Genomic DNA, 20,046 nt, shown 5'->3' with positions numbered 1-20,046 from the left:
CAATTATTTAATAAAACGAGTGAAAATCTCTGGGATTTTTTCTCTCAACAGCTCAACACCTTGAATCTCTTCATCTTTCCAACTGTGCAGCAAAATTTCGGCACTAAACCGCACTTTGGCTTGCTCGGCAAGCGGCTGATAGCTAATGTGCCAAGGCTCACGCCCGATTTCCAAATGTGAAGCGGCGCTAAACGGCAAGGTAAAATCAAAGTGCGGTAGCGCTTGTGCCAGCCACTGCGCCAGTTCATAAAAATAGCCTTGCGCTTCATATTCCCACGGCTCTAATTGCAGTGTCTGCCCTGTCGGCAGCAAGCTCGGATCGTAAATATCGATCTCACTGCCCCAGTGATGACGGCTGGCACCGGGCAACGCCGACCAGCGCAAAATCGCCTGCGCTTTTTGCCAGTCGTCCAGACAACTGAGATCCAGTGCCTGACCTTGATCATCATGCACTTTGCGCTGACACAAAAACTTGCCGTTCCAAATCTGCTGCTGGCGTTTGAAATCACGGAAACTGCTGGCAGGCTGTAGATCAAAACCGGCGTTGACCGCACTTTGTTGCAAGGCGCAAAAAGCACGGTGTGCATCGGCATGCAGTCGGTGGTGCGTGGCATACGGCGACGCCAACGGAATTAAATGCGTCTCGGTTTTGCCCGTCAGCATCTGATCGGTAAATTGAAAATTCGCCATTACGCCCTCTTTTCCGGCTTAACCGAGTAAATTTTGCAGCAACTGACGGTGCACCAAACCCAAACGGTGCAGTGCGTCGCAACTGACACATTCGTCAACTTTATGAATCGTGGCATTGAGCGGCCCCAGCTCGACCACCTGCGTACCCATCTGCGCGATAAAACGCCCGTCGGACGTGCCGCCGCCGGTATCCAATTTCGGTTCAATTTGCAAGTGTTGGCGCACCGCACTTTTTACCGCCTGAATAAATTCGCCCTGCTCGGTGACAAACGGCAAGCCAGACAGATTCCATTCTAAGCGATATTGCAACCCGTATTTTGCCAACAGATCCGCCACCTGCCGCTTAATCAACTCAGGCGTCATTTCGGTGGAAAAACGCAGGTTGAACTGCACAAACAATTCGCCCGGAATCACGTTATTGCTACCGGTTCCGGCGTTAATGTTGGCGATTTGCAAGGTGGTCGGCGGAAAAAAGTCATTGCCACGATCCCATTCGACGTTCACCAATTCATCAAGCATGGCAAGGGATTTATGCACCGGATTTTCTGCCAAGTGCGGATAAGCAACGTGTCCTTGAATGCCTTGAATCGTGAGATTGGCGGTAATCGAACCGCGCCGGCCGTTTTTAATCGTATCACCCAATTTGACCGCACTTGACGGCTCACCGACCATACAAAAATCCACTTGTTCGCCGCGCGCAATTAAGGTTTCGACCACGCGCACCGTGCCGTCGGTCGCCGCCGCTTCTTCGTCAGAAGTGATTAAAAAGGCGATGCTGCCCGCATGATCCGGATTGGCTTTGACATACTCTTCCGCTGCGATAACCATTGCCGCCAGCGATCCTTTCATATCCGCCGCGCCGCGTCCGTACAGCATATCACCGACAATTTCGGCGGCAAACGGCGGATATTGCCAGTTTTTCTCCTCGCCCACCGGCACGACATCGGTGTGTCCGGCAAAGGCGATACACGGGCTTTGCGTGCCGCGACGCGCCCATAAATTCAAGGTATCGTTAAACGGCAGCCACTCGATGGTAAAGCCGACGGCTGCCAAACGTTCGGCGATCACCTGCTGACAGCCCAGATCTTGCGGGCTGATTGACGGACGGCGGATCAGATCCTGCGCTAATTCGATAATTGTCTGTTTCATCTGACCGCACTTTTACCCATTGCACACATTGGAATTGAACACATTTTCATACTGCTTGGCGTTAAAGCCGATTAACGGCTGCGCACCGTCCAATACAATCGGGCGTTTAATCAAGGTCGGTTGCTCTAACAGCAACGCAAGTGCGGTCTGTTGATTTAAACCGTCTTTGACTGCCTGATCCAGATTGCGCCAAGTGGTGCTGCGTTTATTGACTAGCTCCTGCCAGCCGAATAGCTGCTCCACCTGTTGCAGATAAGCCAAATCAATCCCGTCCGCCCGATAATCGTGCAGTTTTGCCGCCACATTATTTGCCGCCAACCATGCCAAGGTTTTTTTCACCGTATCGCAATTTTTAATGCCGTAAACCGTCACCATTATTTACCCCACACTTCTTCGCTGATTTCACGGATGAAATTCAGTTTGTCCCATTGCTGTTGCTCGGTCAGAATATTGCCCTCTTCGGTCGAAGCAAAACCGCACTGCGGACTTAAGCCCAGTTGGTTGATGTCCACATACTGCGCCGCTTCTTTAATCCGTTCGATAATGGTGTTTTTATCTTCCAACTCACCGCTCTTTGACGTGACCAGCCCTAAAATCACCTGCTGATCCTTGATGAAACGCAACGGTTTGAAATCGCCGGAACGGTCATTGTCGTATTCGAGGAAAAAGCCGTCCACGTTGCAGTTGCCGAATAAAATCTCCGCCACCGGCTCATATCCGCCAGAGGAGAACCAAGTGGAACGGAAATTGCCACGGCAAATGTGCATGGTGATCGCCATATCCGCCGGACGATCGGCAATCGCGGCGTTGATCATCTTGACGTAATCACGCCCGATTTGATCGACATCGAAACCGCGTGCGGCATACGCTGCACGTTTTTCTGCCGAGCAGAACTCGCCCCAACTGGTATCGTCCAGTTGCAAGTTGCGGCAGCCCAAATCATAAAACGCCCGAATCGCTTTTTTATACGCCGCGGCAATATCCGCCAACAGCTGTTCGTTATTGTCTTGATAGCGCGCAATCGGCTGATAATCGGTAGCACGCACGCAGCAGATCAAATGCAGCATACTTGGCGACGGAATAGTGTATTTCACCGGAAAATCGCCGGCGATCTGTTGCAAAGTGCGGTAGTGTTCTAAAAACGGGTGAGCGGAAAAATCGATTTTATCCACGATTTTCAAGGTTTTCGGGCGCACGTCTTTATCTTTAAACTGCACCGAAAATTTTTCCGCCTCCACTTCCTGCACGCCATCCAACGCCGCCAAGAAATCCATATGCCAAAAGGTACGGCGGAATTCCCCGTCGGTGACTGCGTGCAAACCGACCGCTTTTTGTTGTTCAACCAATTTGGCAATTTCCGCATCTTCGATTTGGGTTAAATCGGCGTGGCTCATCTCACCACAGCTGCATTGCGCACGCGCCTGCTTTAAATTTTCAGGGCGTAAAAAACTGCCGACAATATCGTAACGGAAAGGGGCTTTGGTGCGCGGTTGGGCGTTTTCAAATAATTTGCTCATGCTTTTTCCTATTTTTAGCCATTGAAGTAACGCAAGATAATAGCAAATTTAGCGCTTTTGTGCAGAATGATTTACATTGTCTGCAAGGTGTGCTACAAAATGCCGCTTTGATCTTAATTTTAACTTTCTCTTAGGGCGTCCTGACAATTCATTTATGAGAAGATTTTTGTTCCTGAAAACGCAGATGCAAGGCAAAAAACGCAGCAAATGCGTTTTCAGGGGCGAAAAGCGCCCGTAAATCGAATGGTCAGGAAGCTCCAGCACACTTAGGTTCACTATGACAAACATGACACAAGAGCGGTCAACTCAGGAAAGACAAACCTGGTCAAGCCGCCTCACTTATATTATGACGGTTGCCGGTGCAACGGTCGGTTTCGGTGCAACTTGGCGTTTTCCTTATTTGGTCGGTGAAAACGGCGGCGGCGCTTATGTGTTGCTGTTTTGTATCGCCATGATCGTAATCGGCATTCCGATGATTTTGGTGGAAAACGTGATCGGCCGCCGTATTCGGGTCAACGCGATTGACTCTTTCGCCGGCACGGTTAACGGCAAGCGGATTTCACCGGCGTGGAAATGGCTCGGCTATTTGGGCATGCTCGGTGCGTTCTGTATTATGGCGTATTACATGGTGCTCGGCGGATGGGTGATCAACTATATTATCAGTATCTTTAACGGCGGCTTGGTGTTGTCCGAACCGATCAGCAAAGAGATCACCGCACAATTTTTTGAGTCCAGCATTAACGGCAATCCGCTGATGATCAGCCTGTATACGCTGCTGTTTGTGCTGATCAATTATATTATTTTGGTCAAAGGTGTGATCGGCGGCATCGAAAGAGCGGTCAAATATCTGATGCCGCTGCTGTTTGTGTTTTTAATCTGTATGGTGATCCGCAACGTCACCCTGCCCGGTGCAGCGGAAGGCATTCGTTTCTATCTGCAACCGGATTTCAGCAAAATCACGCCGCAGTTGTTTATGTTTGTGTTGGGGCAAGTCTTTTTCGCGTTGAGTTTGGGCTTCGGCGTGATTATTACGCTGTCCAGCTATCTGAAAAAAGGTGAAAATCTGGTGCAAACCGCCGTCATCACCGGCTTCACCAACACCTTGATCGCCGTCCTTGCCGGTTTTATGATTTTCCCGTCGTTATTCAGTTTCGGCGTTGCGCCGGATTCCGGCCCGACGTTGGTGTTCCAAAGCCTGCCGATCGTCTTTTCCCATTTATGGGCAGGCGAATTCTTTGCCGTGATTTTCTTCTCACTGCTGCTGGTTGCCGCCTTGACCACCTCGCTGACGATTTATGAAGTGCTGATCACCGCACTTCAGGAAAAAACCCGTATGAACCGCCGTAAAGTGATTATTTTGGTGTTGGGCGGCATTTATCTGTTTGGCAACCTGCCGTCGATTTTAAGTTACGGCCCTTGGGCGGAAGTGACTATTTTCGGCCGTAATATTTTTGATGCGTTCGATTATTTCAGCGGCAACATTCTGTTTATGCTGACCGCACTTGGCTGTGCGCTTTTCGTCGGTTTCGTGATGAAAGACGAAGCCAAGCAGGAATTGACCGCCAACAGCAACTCCAAATTTGCCAATCTGTGGTTTAACTATGTGAAATACTTTGTTCCGCTGGTGATCATCTCGATATTCATCGGTAATCTTTAACCGGAAAACAAAGAAATCAGGTCGGTGCAATATGCCCGACCTGCTGTTTTTCGACTTCTCGCCGGCGACACTATTTTTGCTGCAACAGCGCTTTCACATTCAGCAAAATCAATTCGTTATCATCAGCCTTATTCGGATCGCGGCTGCTGGAGAACGGCAGATTGTTATCATTACCAACGATAATATGCTCATTATCCACCAGATCCACATTTTCAATGGTGAAAAACGGAAAAGTGAACACCCCTTGGCTCAACGGCTTTTTCGCCATGTTGTTCGGATCTTGAATCTTCAGCAAATCAATATAACCCAATTTTTCCACGTTTTGTCCATAATTAGTTTGATCGAACTTAACCAGATAGACCCGTTTGAATTGCGGCAGGTTAGAGAAACAGGCTGTTTTGTCTTTCGCTTCGGCGGTACAGGCTTGTTCCGCCACGCCCTCGCCGTTATCACGCTCGATAATCAGCGCCCGATTGGCATCAATCATATTGAAATCGCCGATTGCATGATGATTGGCTTCCAGCGGATATTTCCAAAAATTGCCTGTCCATGCTTTTTGCTGCGGATCGAATTCTAAAATCCGCAAGTATTCTTTACCGCCGTCATTTTCATAATTGTTCGCTGCCGCATTCCACAGCACGCCTTCCAAGAGCGGATACAGCTTGCTGCCGTCCGCTGCCGCCGCCATGCCTTCGAATCCTTTGGAACGTTTTACTTCAAAGCTGACTTTATCATTCGGCGTGCCCGGCAAACGTTGAGTGAAATGATCCGGCGAGCGCACCAATTTGCCGTCAACTTGGGTTTCATACCAATTCAACACCTTGCCGTCCATATCGGTTTGGATCAAATAAGGACCGAACTCTTCGCCGATCCAAATCGTATTATCCACAATTTGGAAACTTTCCGGATCGAGATCCGCACCGGTCAGATAACGTTTATCAGTCGCCTCATTGACAATATGAAACGGAATTTTTTTATCCGGATCGTGCAGGAAAATCGTTTTCTTCGGCTCGAATTTATCATTGGCAAAATCCACGTCATACTGGGTCAGATACAGCATGAAATCCGGCGAATTGGCTTTTGAACCGGCACCGTTGTCGATCAATACCCAATAACTGCCGTCCGCCATACGCTTGATTCCGGAGTGCCCTTGCAGCGGCTGGCCGTCAAACGGCAACGAAACGCCGGTCGGACGTCCGTCGGACAAGCCCTCGATACTGCGCAGTGTTTCATTACGCTTGCCGGTAGTGAACTTACCGCTATGTTTAAGACTGTTCGGCGCATCGTCCGGCGCAGTCACAAACGTTTCCGCCGGCAAAACCACATGACCCGCCAACACTGCCGGATATTCCTGTGCAGCGATTGCAGCTTGCGCCAGACCCAATGTTAAAAGTGCGGTTACACTCAGCTTATGGTTATTTTTTACTGCCATTTTCTAATCTCCCTTTTTAAATTTAATGCGAATTGAAGCAAATTCCACATCATTTTAGGTGATTTATATGACAGAAATATGACTGCCGCCAAAAAGCAAAAGTGCGGTCAAGCAACCGCACTTTGACTGAAAGCAAAGACTATACCGGATCAACCGGTTGCACAATTTCACTGGGATAGCAGCCGAGAATTTTGAGGTAGGTGCTGACCTGTTTTAACTCGTCAAGTGCGGTTTGGGTTTGCGGATCGTTAATGTTGGCTTCGATCTCCAGATAAAACATCTCTTCCCACGGACGACCATAAATCGGGCGCGATTCCAGTTTGCTCATTTGAATCCCGTGATTTTTAAACACTAGCAAGGCATCAACCAAAGCACCGGCTTTTTGTTCGGTGCTCATCAACAGCAGAGTTTTGGTCTGTAATTGCGGCGAAACCGCAATCGCTTTTTTGGCGATCACGATAAAACGGGTGATGTTGTTCGCTTGGTTGGCAATCTCGGTTTTCAGCACACGCAAACCGTACAACTTACCGCCGTCGGCATTGCCCAACGCCGCAATATTCGGTTTATTCAGTTGCGACACCAACTGCATGGCGTGCGAGCTGCTTTCGCAATAGTTGATATGCACCCGTTCCAGTTGTTGGATAAATTGACTGCATTGGGCAATCACTTGCGGGTGACTGTACAACGTGTCGATCTGCTCAAGTGCGGTTTCGCCGGCAACCAAAACACAATGTTTGATCGGATAGGTCAGTTCGCCGACAATGGATAATTGGGTGTGTTGCAGCAGATCATACACATCGTTAATTGCGCCGGAGGTGGTGTTTTCCAACGGTAAAATGCCGAAATCCGCGTCGCCGTTTTCCACTTTGTCAAAAATTTGCTGAAAGCTGTCACTGCTCAATTCAAGCAACTGTTTTTTATAGCGCTCGGCATACTGACGCGCCGCCAAATTGGAATAAGAACCGCGCACGCCTAAAAAGGCAATGCTGATACTGTTTTCACGCTGCTCGTTAAGTTTATTCTGTAAATACGCCTGTTGCGTCAGCACCGAATCTTCGATAATTTTTTGGAAAATTTGGGTGATATATTGCGGTTCTAACTGATAATTTTGCGCTTCGGCAAAATGAATCAGCTCTTGCAGCAGTTGTTGCTCGCGATTGACATCACGCAACGGTTTTTTGCTCTCTTCTTTGCTGCGCACCACATCATAAGCCAAGCGATGACGTTCGGATAATAATTTCAGCAAGTTACGATCAAGTTGGGTAATTTGTTGGCGGATTTCGTTCAAATCTTTCGGCATGGGCTTTTCAGTTCCTTCATCTTTTTCTCCATTCTATGTAGTAACGGGGTTTTTCTCAAGTTCGGTGCGAAAAAAACCCGGCTTTTTTGCCGGGTTGAATCGATTATTGCGCTTATGCAACGCAATATTATTCAAAAGAATCTTTTAATCTTTCATTGGCGCGACGCGCTTCGCCTTTGTGCTGTAATTTATTTAATTGACGCTCCAGTTTTTCTTCCAGATCATTAATGGTTTTGTACATATCTTCACCTTCCGCACTGGCGAAAAGATCGCCTAACGGTGTGCCGATCGAGGCTTCGGCAGAAAAGCCTTGCGGTAGTTTGTTCAAAATAAAGTGCGGATTAATCAACTGTGTTTGCCACTTTTCCAGTTTGGCGAGGCGCTCTTCGACATGGGCGCGGATTGCAGGGGTAATTTCCATTTGTTTGCTTGTAATTTTTACTGTCATAGTATTTACCTCTTGTTTAGGTAGGTTGCCGAGTGTTGACACTCAAGAAAAATCCATTTGGCTTTGGTTACAACATAGTCCTACTATCGGCAGATTTCAAGCCTTTTTCTTTGTTTTGTAACACAATTTATCAAAAAATAGGCATAGGGCAAAAAATCGGATAATTTCCCTTTTATTTTGCGTTAAAGTTGTTATGATAATCAGGATAGTAATCTTTCACCGCTTCAAATAACTGCTTATTTTTATTCAATTTTTCTGCTCAACCAAGTCGTTTTTCACGTCGCATTTTGCTTTCAATATAACTGCAGCTCGGTTTCACCCGATAGCCGTTTTGATCGACAAAATCCATAAACGCGCGATACAGTTTATCCGCCACGCCTTGTCCGCGTAGCGAAGGATCAACATGGGTATGATGCGCATCAAGCGTATTTTCAGTTAAAGTGCGGTATGCCAATTCGGCGATGCGCACGCCGTCCTGCTCGATAAAAAACGCGCCGCCTTGCGTATGGTGTTGCCGTTCAATTTTCATCACAATCTCCCTTAATGTTTGACCCAATCCTGCCCGTCGTTGCTGAACGTATCGTCGGTGGCAAAATCAGCACTGCCGGCGGAAATGGCTTTTTCTTCATTCGCCCACTCGCCCAGATCAATCAATTGGCAGCGTTTGCTGCAAAACGGTCGAAACGGGCTGTTTTCGCTCCACTCGACCGCTTTATGGCAGATCGGGCAAGGAACACGGGTGATCTCATTTTTCATGTTTTTTTCCTGCTAAAGCTAAGTAATGTTGATGCAATTTGAGAACTTGCGCCCGCAAATCGCTTGCCGCTGCGGACAACGTGCGGTCATTATTGATCACATCATCGGCTTGTGCCAAACGCTGTTCGCGGCTGACCTGCGCCTGCATAATGTTTTTAATCTGTTCAGTGCGGTTTTTATCACGCCGCACCGCTCTTTGCAACTGGATCGCTTCGCTCACGTCCACCACCAACACTCGATCGCAATACTCGGTCAGCCGGTTTTCAATCAGCAGCGGCACGACCCATAGCACATAAGGCGCGCGCTGCTGCGCCAACTGCGCCAACATTCGTTCGCGAATGGCAGGGTGCAACAAACCGTTTAACCATGCGGTTTTCTGCTTATCGTTAAATACTATCTGACGCAATGCCGCCCGATCCAGCTCGCCTTGCGGCGTAATCACTTGTTCGCCGAAATACGCGGCAATCTGCGCCAAGTGCGGTGAGCCTTTCGCCACCACCTCGCGCGCCACAATATCGGCATCAATAATCGGTACGCCCAACTCGGCAAACAGATTGGCGATTGTGCTTTTACCGCTGCCAATCCCGCCAGTTAAGCCTATGATATAGGTCATTTGTTATTCCTAACGTTTCTCTGCTGTTTTATACACTTCTGCGCCTTCACGTTTACCAATCGCCAAGACCAGCACCGTAATCGTATTATCATTCACTTCATACACCAAACGATAACCTGAAGTGCGCAATTTAATTTTGTAACGTGCTGAATAACCAGATAACTTATCGTTCATAACGTGCGGTGCGATCAATCTCTCCGCCAGTTTCTTTTTGAATTGCGCTTTCACCGTCTCACCGAGTTTACGCCACTCTTTTAACGCACGTTTATCAAAGGTTAATTCATAGCTCATCAAGCGAAACCTTTATTACATCTAATGTTTTCAAGCGTTCATCTGCAATTCGGTTTAAATTTTTATCTTCCAACATTTCTTGAAAATATTCAAATAACGCAGGCGTTACACAATAAAATGCCGGTTCGTTGCGATTTAAAATTGCTATCGCGCCACTATCACTTGCAGCGACCGTCCCCATCGGATTTTTTTTGAGATCGGTAATACTGGCGACAGTATTGGTTAAAATTTGATGTACAGCCATAATGTCCTCCTAATAATACTAAAACTAATATAGCACTAATAAAAATCTTTTAACAACACTTTAAACCGCACTTTTGAATATAAAAAAACCTGCTGTCAGCAACAGCAGGTTCGATTTCAATCCAAAATAGGAACTACAACGCTTTCAAAATATCGTCCACGCGTTCTTTGGCATCGCCGAACAACATTTGGGTGTTGTCTTTGAAGAACAGTGGATTTTGCACGCCGGCATAACCTACTGCCATAGAACGTTTGAAGACGATCACGTTTTGCGCTTTCCATACTTCCAGAACCGGCATTCCTGCGATTGGGCTGTTCGGATCGTCTAACGCCGCCGGATTGACGGTGTCGTTAGCACCGATAACCAACACGACATCGGTTTCTGAGAAATCTTCGTTGATTTCGTCCATTTCCAGCACCACGTCATAAGGCACTTTCGCTTCCGCCAATAATACATTCATGTGACCCGGCAAACGCCCTGCGACAGGGTGGATACCGAAGCGCACGTTCACGCCTTTGTCACGCAATTTCTGGGTGATTTCCGCCACCGGATATTGCGCTTGCGCCACCGCCATGCCGTATCCCGGGGTGATGATGACCGAGCTGGCATTTTTCAACATTTCTGCCACTTCTTCGGCGCTGGTTTCACGGTGTTCGCCTTGCTCTTCATCGGAGCTGACTTGCACATCGTTACCAAAACCGCCGGCGATCACGCTGATGAAAGAGCGGTTCATCGCTTTACACATAATGTAAGACAGAATCGCACCGGAAGAACCGACCAACGCACCGGTAACGATTAACAGGTCGTTGCTTAACATGAAACCTGCCGCCGCAGCCGCCCAACCGGAATAGGAGTTCAGCATCGACACCACCACCGGCATATCCGCACCGCCGATTGAAGCAACCAAATGCCAACCGAATGCTAACGCAATAATCGTCATCAGAATTAACGGGAACAGACTGGCGTCGCCGACAAACGTCATCATCAGCAATACCGAAACCACCACCGCTGCCAAGTTCAATTTATGGCGATGTGGCAAGGCAAGGGCTTTTGAGTTGATGATGCCGCGCAATTTGCCGAATGCCACAATCGAACCGGTGAACGTCACCGCACCGATAAAGATTCCTAAAAAGACTTCGACATCGTGGATATTCTGCATCACCGAATCCATCACGCCGTGCGGGGCGAAATAGCTGTTGAAGCCGACCAACACCGCCGCCAAACCAACGAAGCTGTGCAAAATTGCTACCAGTTCCGGCATTTCGGTCATTTCAACTTTCAGCGCACGTTGGATCCCCAACACCGCACCGATCACCATCGCGATGATGATCCACCAGTGCCCTTGCGTTTCCGGACCGAAAATGGTTGCCACCAACGCAATCGCCATACCGACGATGCCGTACCAACAACCTGCTTTTGCCGTTTCATGTTTAGAAAGACCGGCCAAGCTCATAATAAACAGTAGCGCTGCTACAATATAAGCGGCTTGTACAAAACCTGCAGACATTCTTTTCTCCTTAACCTTTTCTAAACATTGCTAACATACGTTGTGTGACTTTGAAGCCGCCAAAAATATTGATGCTGGCGACTAACACCGCAATAAACGAAAGGAATGTCACGACACCGTTGCCGTGTCCGATTTGCAACAACGCACCGACGATAATAATGCCTGAAATCGCATTGGTTACCGCCATTAACGGCGTGTGCAAAGCGTGGCTGACGTTCCAAACCACATAATAACCGACCACGCAAGCCAGCACGAATACCGTGAAGTGCGACAAGAACGCCGCCGGCGCAACCGAAGCTAACCACAAGAATGCGATCGCCGCCCCTGCCATCACGCCGTATTTCACTGCCGGATTGGTTGGTTTTTCTTCTTTTTTCGCCACCGGTGCCGCCGCTGCTTTTTGTTGCGGCTGTGCCGACACTTGAATCGGCGGTGCAGGCCAAGTAACTTCGCCGTCGCGCACAATGGTCACGCCACGCAAAATGACATCGTCAAAGTCGATATTGATGTTGCCGTCTTTCTCTTTGCACAACAGTTTCAACAAGTTGACTAAGTTTGTGCCGTACAGTTGCGACGATTGGGTCGGTAAACGGCTCGGCAAATCGGTGTAACCGATAATTTTCACTTGGTTGTCGGTGATGACCACTTCGCCGGCTTTAGTTAGTTCGCAGTTGCCGCCGGTTGCCGCCGCTAAATCGACGATCACGCTACCCGGTTTCATCGACTCGACCATCTCTTTGGTGATCAAACGCGGTGCCGGTTTGCCCGGAATAAGTGCGGTAGTGATGATAATATCCACTTCTTTCGCTTGCTCGGCATACAGCGCCAACGCACGGCGGTTGAATTCATCGGACATCACTTTGGCATAACCGTCGCCGCTGCCGCCTTCTTCTTTGAAGTCGATCTCGAGGAACGACGCGCCCATGCTTTGTACTTGTTCTTTCACTTCCGGACGGGAGTCAAACGCACGCACGATTGCGCCCAAGCTGTTCGCCGCACCGATTGCGGCAAGACCGGCAACCCCTGCGCCGATCACCAGCACTTTCGCCGGAGGCACTTTACCAGCTGCGGTGATTTGTCCGGTGAAGAAGCTGCCGAATTCGTGCGCCGCTTCCACCACCGCACGATAACCGGCGATATTCGCCATGGAGCTTAACGCATCTAATGCTTGTGCACGCGAGATACGCGGTACGGATTCCATGCCCAACACATTGATTTTTTTCGCTGACAGTTTTTCGACTAATTCAGGGTTTTGCGCAGGCCAAATAAAGCTGACTAACGTCGCGCCTTCTTTAATCTGTGCAATTTCATCATCGGTTGGCGCATTGACTTTGAAAATAATATCAGAATTCCAAACGTCACTTGCCGTGCCGACAGTCGCGCCGGCTTCGGTAAATGCCTCATCTTCAAAGCTGGCTTTAAAACCGGCATCATGTTCCACAACGACCTCAAACCCTAGCTTTAAAATCTGCTGTACGGTTTTCGGTGTTGCCGCTACCCGACTTTCATTGTCGAGCAGTTCTCTAGGTACACCAATTCGCATAATCGTTTACTTCCTCAATTGGCTGGTTAAAAACGTTGGATAGCTCAAATTATAAACAAAGATCAACAACCCCTACTATCCCCCTAAAACAGGCGCAGATCGCAGACAACCCGTGCCAGAATGACTTCGTCCAAAAACAAAAATCAAATCGGGTTTAACTTTATCATTTATCAATGCAAAATGGGGAAAATTTTTTGAAAAATCCTACCGATTTAGACAAGAATATGCTATTTAAGCGATTCAGATTTTCAATTATGCGATACCAAAGCCAAAAGCCAAAACCAAAAGCCGAGTCCAAAATGCAACTACCAAAATTACAATCCGCAATTTTAATCCACCGTTACAAACGCTTTCTTGCCGACATTCAACTGCCCGACGGCGAAATTATCACCATTCACTGCGCCAACACCGGCGCAATGACCGGCTGCGGCGAGGCAGGTGATACAGTGTGGTATTCCACTTCCGATAACCTGAAACGCAAATACCGCCACTCATGGGAACTGACCGAAAAACCAAACGGTGATCTCGTCTGTGTCAACACCGTGCGTGCCAATCAGTTGGTACAAGAAGCCCTGCAACAAGGCAAAATAGCCGAATTGGCGCAATATCAAACCGTGAAAGCCGAAGTGAAATACGGCGCAGAAAACAGCCGGATTGATTTTTTATTACAACACCCCACTCTGCCCGACTGCTATGTGGAAGTGAAATCCACCACCTTACTCAGCAAAAGTGCGGTCGGCATGTTCCCCGATGCCAAAACCGAACGCGGACAGAAACATCTGCGTGAATTAATCCAAGTGCAACAACAGGGGCAAAGTGCGGTCATCTTTTTCGCCGCCCTGCACAGCGCCGTTTGCTCTTTTCAAGTTGCCGCCGAGATTGATGCCAAATACGCCGCACTACTGCAACAAGCGCAACAGCAAGGCGTACAAATTCTCTGCTACGCCTGCCGTTACGACAACGAAAACGGCACACCGACCGCACTTCACTTAAGCCATACCGTACCGATAAAAATATAATGTCCTAATTTAAAGTATTGTAAACCCACTATGCAATATTAATGAGAAAGATTATCATTAGCGCCACTAGATAAGAACATAAATAAATCTAGATAATCACTCCAACATTTCACGCCTCTCCCCACAAGAGGCTTTTTTTTGCTTAAAATTTGATGGGCAATCAACAAAACTCCAATATTTTACGCCTCTATGCTTATTTGCCCATAAGAGGCTTTTTTTGCTTAAAATTTGATGGTCTAATCAACAAAATATCCGACAGCGACTTCGTCGCAATCGGTTAAGCATAATTCAGCCTCGCTGGGGCGGCTTTCTTATAGAGAGGTGGAATGGCTCGTTCACACTTAACCCTAAATGGCTTGTCTATGCAAGGCGTAATATCCTAGGTTTTAAAAAACAAAAACCGCTGATAATTCAGCGGTTTTATGCTACTATGTTTCTCGGTTGGTCGGGTATGTTATAGCTTTCCCGACTGGTACTCGGGTTAGCTATATCCTCCCTTAATCATGCCGATCTAAGGAGGTGAAAAGATTGCGATGGTTTAAATATCTATTGATAATCATCATAATTTTGTTGCTAACTGCTGATACCCCTATCACACGATAGCAACCCAACCAAGGAACGAGCTGTACCAGGTTCGTTCCTTTCTTGTATTATAAACCCACAACCACGAAATTCAAGTCTTGCCTTTGCCAATTTAACCCTTTCTATTTGCTTTTTTATGCTTATAATGATTCGTTTATTGTTTGTTTAATCACACTTGAGAAAATTATGACTGAGTTAAATACCGTACTCGCCGAGTTAAAACGCGGCGTTGATGAAGTGCTTTCCGAAAGCGATTTAATCGAAAAATTGAAAGAAAACCGCCCGTTAAGAGTGAAATTAGGGGCGGATCCGACCGCACCGGATATTCATCTGGGGCACACCGTTGTCCTAAACAAACTGCGCCAATTCCAACAATTAGGTCACGAAGTCTATTTCTTAATCGGCGATTTCACCGGTATGGTCGGCGATCCGTCCGGCAAAAACACCACCCGCCCGCCGCTGACCCGTGAAGACGTGCTGGCAAACGCAGAAACCTATAAGCAACAAATTTTCAAAATCCTTGATCCGCAAAAAACCAAAATCGTGTTTAACTCCGACTGGTTGGGGCAATTGGGAACCGAAGGCATGATCCGCCTTGCCTCGAATTACACCGTTGCACGGATGTTGGAACGTGATGATTTCAAAAAACGCTTCACCAATAACCAACCGATTGCGATCCACGAATTTATCTATCCGTTGCTGCAAGGGCATGATTCGGTTGCGCTGCAAGCGGACGTGGAATTGGGCGGCACCGACCAAAAATTCAACCTATTGGTCGGACGCGAACTGCAAAAATCCGCCGGACAAAAACCGCAAGTGGCGATCACCCTGCCGCTATTGGAAGGCTTGGACGGCGAGAAAAAAATGTCAAAATCGCTCGGCAACTATATCGGCATCAGCGAAGCCCCGGACGAGATGTTCGGCAAAGTGATGTCGATTTCCGATGAGTTAATGTGGCGTTGGTACGATCTGCTCTCTTTCCGTCCACTGAGCGAAATTGCGCAATTCAAACAAGAGGTTGCCAACGGCAAAAACCCACGCGATCTGAAAGTGTTGTTGGCGAAAGAGATCATCGCCCGTTTCCACAGCGAAGCCGACGCCGACGCCGCCGAACAAACTTTTATCAACCGTTTCCAAAAAGGCGCGATGCCGGACGAGATGCCGGAATTTGAATTCCAAGGCGAAATCGGTTTGGCGAATCTGCTGAAAGAGGCGGGCTTGGTTGCCTCCACCTCCGAAGCCAACCGCATGGTGCAACAAGGCGGCGTGAAAATCGACGGTGAGAAAGTCGAAGACAGCAAAATGATGATTCAAGCCTCAAGTGCGGTTTACCAAGTCGGCAAACGCAAATTTGCCCGTGTGACCGTAAAATAAACCGGATTTTCAGGATTAAAACGGCAAGGTTAAGCGATTAGCCCTGCCGTTTTTCTTCATTTGAAGCCGAGTCACGCTTATTCCGTTCACATAGTTTTACACGAAAAGATACAACATCAGCGATTTTTTTGTTATGCTGATCACGGTTTATTCGATAACTCAGGAGCTAATATGAAAAAAATCGCATTTAAATCAACTATTTTGGCTTTGGCATTTTTATTTGCCGCCGGTTGTTCCAATATGACCACCCGCCAAAAAAACACTGCAATTGGTGCAGCCGTCGGCGGCGTAGCCGGTAACGTGATCGGCAACAGCACCGGCGCAACCCTTGGCGGCGCGGCGCTGGGCGGCGTGATCGGCAGCCAAATCGACTAATCCTGATTCAAGCGGGAATCTTCCCGCTTTCTATTTTTCTTTTATGCTACCAACCTCTTTTATCAAGGATAATCTGTTATGAAAAAGCCACAAAAATTTCAAAAAATGGTCAAAGTCGACGCTTACCTGATCCCTGAAAGCGAAGCCGAACAATACATCGCCGACCGCACGTTAGCCGCGCAACGCTTGGAACAAGCCATGCTGACCTTTTGCGAACGTATCGAATACGGCGGCAAAGGCTCGGAGGACGGCGAATTTATCACCGCAATCGACAAACACGGGGAATACCAAGTCTTAATGCACCTCAGTCCGGAAGAAGTGGAAATGGTAAAAAATTGCAAAACCGAAGCGGAATTGGTGGCGTTGTTAAAGGCGCAGTAGGGAAAGTGCGGTTGAATATTAGGGGGCAGTTTTAAAAATTTTGATAACACACTAAAATACAATATGCTAAAGTTTCGTTTAATTTTGCTGTTACGCAGGAAAGCATATTATGCCCCTTACTTTACCGAACGTATTACCTAAACTGCAAGCGCTACTTCCCCATTTTTCACCGCCGCTGTCAATCGACGAACTTCTTGCCAGTCCATTTGCACAACAACTCCAAACCGCACTTTCCCTCTCTGATTTCCTCTCTGAGGTCCTGCACAAACAACCGCACTTAGTCGCACAGTGGGCGCAACTGCCGCCGTCGTTGCAGACGTGTACGGATTATCCCGCACGCTTGCAAGCCAAATTAATCGCAGTGGAAAGCGAAGAACAGCTTCATGCGCTATTGCGCCGTTTCCGCAATCGGGAAATGGCGGCGTTGAGTTTTTGCCAAAGTTTGAATCTGATGACGGTGGAGCAAACCTTTACCGCACTTTCGCAGTTGGCAGAAAGCCTGATTGTGGCAACGCGCGATTGGCTCTATCCAAAAATCTGTCAGGAACTGGGCACGCCGGTCAACAAGTGCGGTCAGCCGCAACCGCTGTTAATCTTGGGCATGGGTAAACTGGGCGGCTTCGAACTGAATTTTTCCTCCGATATCGATCTGATTTTCACCTATCCCGAAAAAGGCGAGACCGTCGGCGCACGGCGCAGTGTGGATAATGCGCAGTTTTTTATCCGTTTGGCGCAACGGATTATCAAAGCGCTGGATCAACACACCATCGACGGCTTTGTCTATCGCACCGATATGCGTCTGCGTCCGTTCGGCGACGCCGGCGCGCTGGCGTTGAGCTTTGCCGCGATGGAAGATTATTATCAGGAACAAGGGCGCGATTGGGAACGCTATGCGATGATTAAGGCGCGCTTAATGGGCGAAGATGACAGCAATCCGTATCATCAGCAACTGAAAACCATGCTAAAGCCATTCATTTACCGCCGCTACATTGATTTCAGCGTAATCCAATCGCTGCGCGACATGAAAGCGATGATTGAACGGGAAATCCGCCGACGTGGGTTGGTGGATAACATTAAATTGGGTGCAGGCGGCATTCGCGAAGTGGAATTTATCGTGCAGGTGTTCCAACTGATTCGCGGCGGACGCGAGCCGGATTTACAACACCGTTCGCTATTAAACGTGTTACCGCACTTGGTGCGGCTCAATCTGATTCCGACGGAGGAAGCGCAAGCGTTGCAAGCGGCTTATCTGTTTTTGCGCCGAGTGGAAAACGTGCTACAGGCGATCAACGATCAGCAAACCCAATTATTGCCGCAAAATGAACAGGATAAAGTGCGGTTGGTATTCGCTTGCCGCCAATTTAGCGTGCTGAATGCAGCAGGTGAAGCAGAGACAATCGCTTATCCGATTGAGGATTGGGACGATTTCTATCGCGTGCTGCAACAACAGCAACACAGCGTGCGCCATGTGTTCAAGCACTTGATCGGCGATGAAAACGAAAGTCAGGAAGAACAGAGCAACGACTCGATTTGGAACGATTTTCTGCATTTTGGTGACAACGAGGACTATCTCAACAGCAACCTGCAAACCTACTCGTTCAGCCACGAATTGCAGCAAACCTTGCAACAAACACTGGCGCAGTTTTACCGTGATACTCAACGCCGCCAAATCGGACAGCGTGGGCGTGATGTACTGAACAAGCTGATGCCGAGCCTGTTGGATAAACTGTTTGCCCATGAACAGGTTGAAAGCGTATTGCCGAAAATCCTCAATATCATCAGCAAAATCGTGACCCGCACCACTTATCTGGAATTGCTGCTGGAACATCCGTCGGCATCGGCAATGTTAATCCGCCTCAGCGCCGCTTCGCCGATGATTGCCGAGCAGATCGCCAATTTTCCGATTTTGCTCGATGAACTGCTGGATCACAAAACTCTGTTCAATCCGCCGCCGTTCAGTGAATATCGCAACACGCTGAAAGAGTATCTCATGCGCATTCCGCAAGAGGACGAGGAACAGCAAATCGACGCCCTGCGCCAGTTTAAACAAGCCACCCTGCTCAGAACCGCCGCCGCCGATATTTTAGAGGTGTTGCCGGTGATGAAAGTCAGCGATCATTTAACTTATTTGGCGGAAGCGATCATCAGCGCCGTGGTCAATCTGGCATGGCAGCAGACCGCACAGCGTTTCGGCACGCCGCAGCATTTGCAGGACGGGCAGAAAAACTTTTTGGTGATTGCCTACGGCAAACTGGGCGGAATCGAACTGGGTTACAACTCCGATTTGGATTTGGTGTTTTTATACGATGCCCCGACAGGCAGCCAAACCGTCGGCGGCAAACGCAGTATTGACAGCAGCCAGTTTTATCTGCGGCTGGCGCAAAAAATCATCAGCATTTTCAGTATCAATACCCGTGCCGGTATTTTGTACGAAGTGGATATGCGCCTGCGCCCGTCGGGGGCTGCCGGTTTGCTGGTCAGCAGTATCAACGCTTTCCGGCAATATCAACAACAAGATGCGTGGACGTGGGAACGACAAGCGCTGGTGCGTGCCCGTGCGATTTACGGCGAAACCGCACTTCGGCAGCAATTCGAGCAAATTCGGGCTGATGTGCTGGCAACGCCACGCGATCTTACCCTATTGAAAAAAGAGGTGCGTGAAATGCGCGAGAAAATGTACGAACATCTCGCCGAAACGCAAGCCGGTTTATTCAATATTAAAACCGATGCGGGCGGGATCACCGATATCGAGTTTATCGCGCAATATCTGGTGCTCGCCAACACGCCGCAACACCCTGAACTGAGCCGCTGGTCGGATAATGTGCGGATTTTCGACAGCATGGCGCAAAGCGGCGTGTTGAGCGCTGAGCAAGCGCAGCGTTTAAAGCGCTGTTATGTGGATTTACGCAATAAAATTCACCATTTGAACCTGATCGGTAAAAAATCGATTGTCAGCGACGATCAATTTGTTGTAGAAAGGGCGTATGTCAGGGAAATTTGGCAACTGCTGTTTGCCGACTAAGCCATCAACCCAATAAGCCGACCGCACTTTTGCCGTGGCGAACGGAAAAAGTGCGGTCGGCAGAGAACGGATTTACTTATTTTGCTTGCTTAACTTGATTAAAAATGCAAAATAATAACATATTTATTCAATAATCAGTTTAGATA

20 protein-coding genes are annotated in these 20,046 nt (G+C 48.3%); 6 read left to right on the top strand and 14 right to left on the bottom strand.

What is annotated here, in order from left to right; genetic code table 11:
• Nucleotides 1-3: 3 nt before the first annotated feature.
• From B8880_RS01495 to B8880_RS01480, 4 genes are read right to left on the bottom strand one after another with little or no spacing between them, the layout of a single operon-like run.
• Nucleotides 4-690 (bottom strand): M15 family metallopeptidase, encoded by a 687-nt coding sequence (locus B8880_RS01495; RefSeq protein ID WP_244165585.1) that lies wholly within the window; start codon nucleotides 688-690, stop codon nucleotides 4-6.
• An 18-nt stretch (nucleotides 691-708) separates the two neighbouring features.
• Nucleotides 709-1,839 carry a succinyl-diaminopimelate desuccinylase gene (gene dapE / locus B8880_RS01490; RefSeq protein WP_084255596.1) on the bottom strand — a complete coding sequence of 377 codons (1,131 nt, stop codon included), beginning with the start codon at nucleotides 1,837-1,839 and terminating at the stop codon, nucleotides 709-711.
• Nucleotides 1,840-1,851: 12 nt separating this feature from the next.
• A complete protein-coding gene (locus B8880_RS01485; RefSeq protein ID WP_084255594.1) occupies nucleotides 1,852-2,214 on the bottom strand; it encodes an ArsC family reductase in 363 nt (120 codons plus the stop codon).
• Entirely contained in the window at nucleotides 2,214-3,356 is a 1,143-nt protein-coding gene (locus tag B8880_RS01480) for a 5-methyltetrahydropteroyltriglutamate--homocysteine S-methyltransferase (protein ID WP_084255592.1), read from the bottom strand. The genes B8880_RS01485 and B8880_RS01480 overlap by 1 nt, the downstream gene beginning before the upstream one ends.
• A 286-nt stretch (nucleotides 3,357-3,642) precedes the next feature.
• Here B8880_RS01480 and B8880_RS01475 point away from each other — a divergent pair, with 286 nt between their 5' ends.
• On the top strand, nucleotides 3,643-5,013 hold the full coding sequence (locus tag B8880_RS01475) for a sodium-dependent transporter (RefSeq protein WP_115306425.1): 1,371 nt from the start codon (nucleotides 3,643-3,645) through the stop codon (nucleotides 5,011-5,013).
• Nucleotides 5,014-5,083: 70 nt separating this feature from the next.
• Here the strand turns inward: B8880_RS01475 and B8880_RS01470 are convergent, their stop codons facing one another.
• The 10 genes from B8880_RS01470 to pntA all read right to left on the bottom strand — a co-directional run bounded on the left by B8880_RS01470 (nucleotide 5,084) and on the right by pntA (nucleotide 13,147).
• Nucleotides 5,084-6,445, bottom strand: coding sequence for an esterase-like activity of phytase family protein (locus B8880_RS01470; RefSeq protein ID WP_084255588.1), 1,362 nt, complete (start codon nucleotides 6,443-6,445; stop codon nucleotides 5,084-5,086).
• Nucleotides 6,446-6,584: 139 nt separating this feature from the next.
• A complete protein-coding gene (gene pheA, locus B8880_RS01465) occupies nucleotides 6,585-7,745 on the bottom strand; it encodes a prephenate dehydratase (RefSeq protein WP_084255586.1) in 1,161 nt (386 codons plus the stop codon).
• A gap of 127 nt (nucleotides 7,746-7,872) precedes the next feature.
• The gene (gene raiA / locus B8880_RS01460; RefSeq protein WP_084255584.1) at nucleotides 7,873-8,193 is read right to left on the bottom strand and encodes a ribosome-associated translation inhibitor RaiA; all 321 of its coding nucleotides are present in this window, start codon (nucleotides 8,191-8,193) and stop codon (nucleotides 7,873-7,875) included.
• 259 nt (nucleotides 8,194-8,452) lie between these two features.
• On the bottom strand, nucleotides 8,453-8,722 hold the full coding sequence (locus B8880_RS01455) for a GNAT family N-acetyltransferase (RefSeq protein ID WP_084255582.1): 270 nt from the start codon (nucleotides 8,720-8,722) through the stop codon (nucleotides 8,453-8,455).
• Between the two features lie 11 nt (nucleotides 8,723-8,733).
• Nucleotides 8,734-8,949: a DNA gyrase inhibitor YacG gene (gene yacG, locus B8880_RS01450; RefSeq protein WP_084255580.1), complete on the bottom strand. Its 216-nt coding sequence runs from the start codon at nucleotides 8,947-8,949 to the stop codon at nucleotides 8,734-8,736.
• Nucleotides 8,939-9,562: a dephospho-CoA kinase gene (coaE, locus tag B8880_RS01445; RefSeq protein WP_084255578.1), complete on the bottom strand. Its 624-nt coding sequence runs from the start codon at nucleotides 9,560-9,562 to the stop codon at nucleotides 8,939-8,941. Before coaE ends, yacG begins: the two co-directional genes overlap by 11 nt.
• A gap of 9 nt (nucleotides 9,563-9,571) precedes the next feature.
• The gene (locus tag B8880_RS01440) at nucleotides 9,572-9,853 is read right to left on the bottom strand and encodes a type II toxin-antitoxin system RelE family toxin (RefSeq protein ID WP_084255576.1); all 282 of its coding nucleotides are present in this window, start codon (nucleotides 9,851-9,853) and stop codon (nucleotides 9,572-9,574) included.
• Nucleotides 9,843-10,097, bottom strand: coding sequence for a type II toxin-antitoxin system Phd/YefM family antitoxin (locus B8880_RS01435; RefSeq protein ID WP_084255574.1), 255 nt, complete (start codon nucleotides 10,095-10,097; stop codon nucleotides 9,843-9,845). The genes B8880_RS01440 and B8880_RS01435 overlap by 11 nt, the downstream gene beginning before the upstream one ends.
• Before the next feature lie 133 nt (nucleotides 10,098-10,230).
• Entirely contained in the window at nucleotides 10,231-11,604 is a 1,374-nt protein-coding gene (gene pntB, locus B8880_RS01430; protein WP_084255572.1) for a Re/Si-specific NAD(P)(+) transhydrogenase subunit beta, read from the bottom strand.
• Between the two features lie 10 nt (nucleotides 11,605-11,614).
• Nucleotides 11,615-13,147 (bottom strand): Re/Si-specific NAD(P)(+) transhydrogenase subunit alpha, encoded by a 1,533-nt coding sequence (pntA, locus tag B8880_RS01425; protein ID WP_084255570.1) that lies wholly within the window; start codon nucleotides 13,145-13,147, stop codon nucleotides 11,615-11,617.
• A gap of 299 nt (nucleotides 13,148-13,446) precedes the next feature.
• Here pntA and sfsA point away from each other — a divergent pair, with 299 nt between their 5' ends.
• The 5 genes from sfsA to glnE all read left to right on the top strand — a co-directional run bounded on the left by sfsA (nucleotide 13,447) and on the right by glnE (nucleotide 19,900).
• The gene (gene sfsA, locus B8880_RS01420; protein WP_084255568.1) at nucleotides 13,447-14,166 is read left to right on the top strand and encodes a DNA/RNA nuclease SfsA; all 720 of its coding nucleotides are present in this window, start codon (nucleotides 13,447-13,449) and stop codon (nucleotides 14,164-14,166) included.
• A gap of 768 nt (nucleotides 14,167-14,934) precedes the next feature.
• The gene (gene tyrS, locus B8880_RS01415) at nucleotides 14,935-16,122 is read left to right on the top strand and encodes a tyrosine--tRNA ligase (protein WP_084255566.1); all 1,188 of its coding nucleotides are present in this window, start codon (nucleotides 14,935-14,937) and stop codon (nucleotides 16,120-16,122) included.
• A gap of 171 nt (nucleotides 16,123-16,293) precedes the next feature.
• On the top strand, nucleotides 16,294-16,497 hold the full coding sequence (locus B8880_RS01410; protein WP_084255564.1) for a glycine zipper 2TM domain-containing protein: 204 nt from the start codon (nucleotides 16,294-16,296) through the stop codon (nucleotides 16,495-16,497).
• Between the two features lie 78 nt (nucleotides 16,498-16,575).
• Nucleotides 16,576-16,878: a hypothetical protein gene (locus tag B8880_RS01405; protein WP_084255562.1), complete on the top strand. Its 303-nt coding sequence runs from the start codon at nucleotides 16,576-16,578 to the stop codon at nucleotides 16,876-16,878.
• Nucleotides 16,879-16,987: 109 nt separating this feature from the next.
• On the top strand, nucleotides 16,988-19,900 hold the full coding sequence (gene glnE / locus B8880_RS01400) for a bifunctional [glutamate--ammonia ligase]-adenylyl-L-tyrosine phosphorylase/[glutamate--ammonia-ligase] adenylyltransferase (protein ID WP_084255560.1): 2,913 nt from the start codon (nucleotides 16,988-16,990) through the stop codon (nucleotides 19,898-19,900).
• Nucleotides 19,901-20,046 lie beyond the last annotated feature (146 nt).

Origin of the sequence: Pasteurella testudinis DSM 23072, from assembly GCF_900176075.1 — a bacterium.
Lineage (GTDB): Bacteria > Pseudomonadota > Gammaproteobacteria > Enterobacterales > Pasteurellaceae > Chelonobacter > Chelonobacter testudinis.
Note: the sequence above shows the minus strand (reverse complement) of the source record. Positions and strands in the feature narration are given on the sequence as shown.

Excerpts from the sequence above, each read along its gene's own strand:
- B8880_RS01475 (WP_115306425.1), top strand. The coding sequence starts at position 3,643 with ATGACACAAGAGCGGTCAACTCAGGAAAGACAAACCTGGTCAAGCCGC.
- B8880_RS01405 (WP_084255562.1), top strand. The coding sequence starts at position 16,576 with ATGAAAAAGCCACAAAAATTTCAAAAAATGGTCAAAGTCGACGCTTAC.
- B8880_RS01470 (WP_084255588.1), bottom strand. The coding sequence starts at position 6,445 with ATGGCAGTAAAAAATAACCATAAGCTGAGTGTAACCGCACTTTTAACA.
- pntA (WP_084255570.1), bottom strand. The coding sequence starts at position 13,147 with ATGCGAATTGGTGTACCTAGAGAACTGCTCGACAATGAAAGTCGGGTA.
- tyrS (WP_084255566.1), top strand. The coding sequence starts at position 14,935 with ATGACTGAGTTAAATACCGTACTCGCCGAGTTAAAACGCGGCGTTGAT.
- yacG (WP_084255580.1), bottom strand. The coding sequence starts at position 8,949 with ATGAAAAATGAGATCACCCGTGTTCCTTGCCCGATCTGCCATAAAGCG.
- B8880_RS01480 (WP_084255592.1), bottom strand. The coding sequence starts at position 3,356 with ATGAGCAAATTATTTGAAAACGCCCAACCGCGCACCAAAGCCCCTTTC.
- pheA (WP_084255586.1), bottom strand. The coding sequence starts at position 7,745 with ATGCCGAAAGATTTGAACGAAATCCGCCAACAAATTACCCAACTTGAT.
- sfsA (WP_084255568.1), top strand. The coding sequence starts at position 13,447 with ATGCAACTACCAAAATTACAATCCGCAATTTTAATCCACCGTTACAAA.
- B8880_RS01410 (WP_084255564.1), top strand. The coding sequence starts at position 16,294 with ATGAAAAAAATCGCATTTAAATCAACTATTTTGGCTTTGGCATTTTTA.
- B8880_RS01440 (WP_084255576.1), bottom strand. The coding sequence starts at position 9,853 with ATGAGCTATGAATTAACCTTTGATAAACGTGCGTTAAAAGAGTGGCGT.
- B8880_RS01485 (WP_084255594.1), bottom strand. The coding sequence starts at position 2,214 with ATGGTGACGGTTTACGGCATTAAAAATTGCGATACGGTGAAAAAAACC.
- coaE (WP_084255578.1), bottom strand. The coding sequence starts at position 9,562 with ATGACCTATATCATAGGCTTAACTGGCGGGATTGGCAGCGGTAAAAGC.
- B8880_RS01435 (WP_084255574.1), bottom strand. The coding sequence starts at position 10,097 with ATGGCTGTACATCAAATTTTAACCAATACTGTCGCCAGTATTACCGAT.
- dapE (WP_084255596.1), bottom strand. The coding sequence starts at position 1,839 with ATGAAACAGACAATTATCGAATTAGCGCAGGATCTGATCCGCCGTCCG.
- B8880_RS01455 (WP_084255582.1), bottom strand. The coding sequence starts at position 8,722 with ATGAAAATTGAACGGCAACACCATACGCAAGGCGGCGCGTTTTTTATC.
- raiA (WP_084255584.1), bottom strand. The coding sequence starts at position 8,193 with ATGACAGTAAAAATTACAAGCAAACAAATGGAAATTACCCCTGCAATC.
- B8880_RS01495 (WP_244165585.1), bottom strand. The coding sequence starts at position 690 with ATGGCGAATTTTCAATTTACCGATCAGATGCTGACGGGCAAAACCGAG.
- glnE (WP_084255560.1), top strand. The coding sequence starts at position 16,988 with ATGCCCCTTACTTTACCGAACGTATTACCTAAACTGCAAGCGCTACTT.
- pntB (WP_084255572.1), bottom strand. The coding sequence starts at position 11,604 with ATGTCTGCAGGTTTTGTACAAGCCGCTTATATTGTAGCAGCGCTACTG.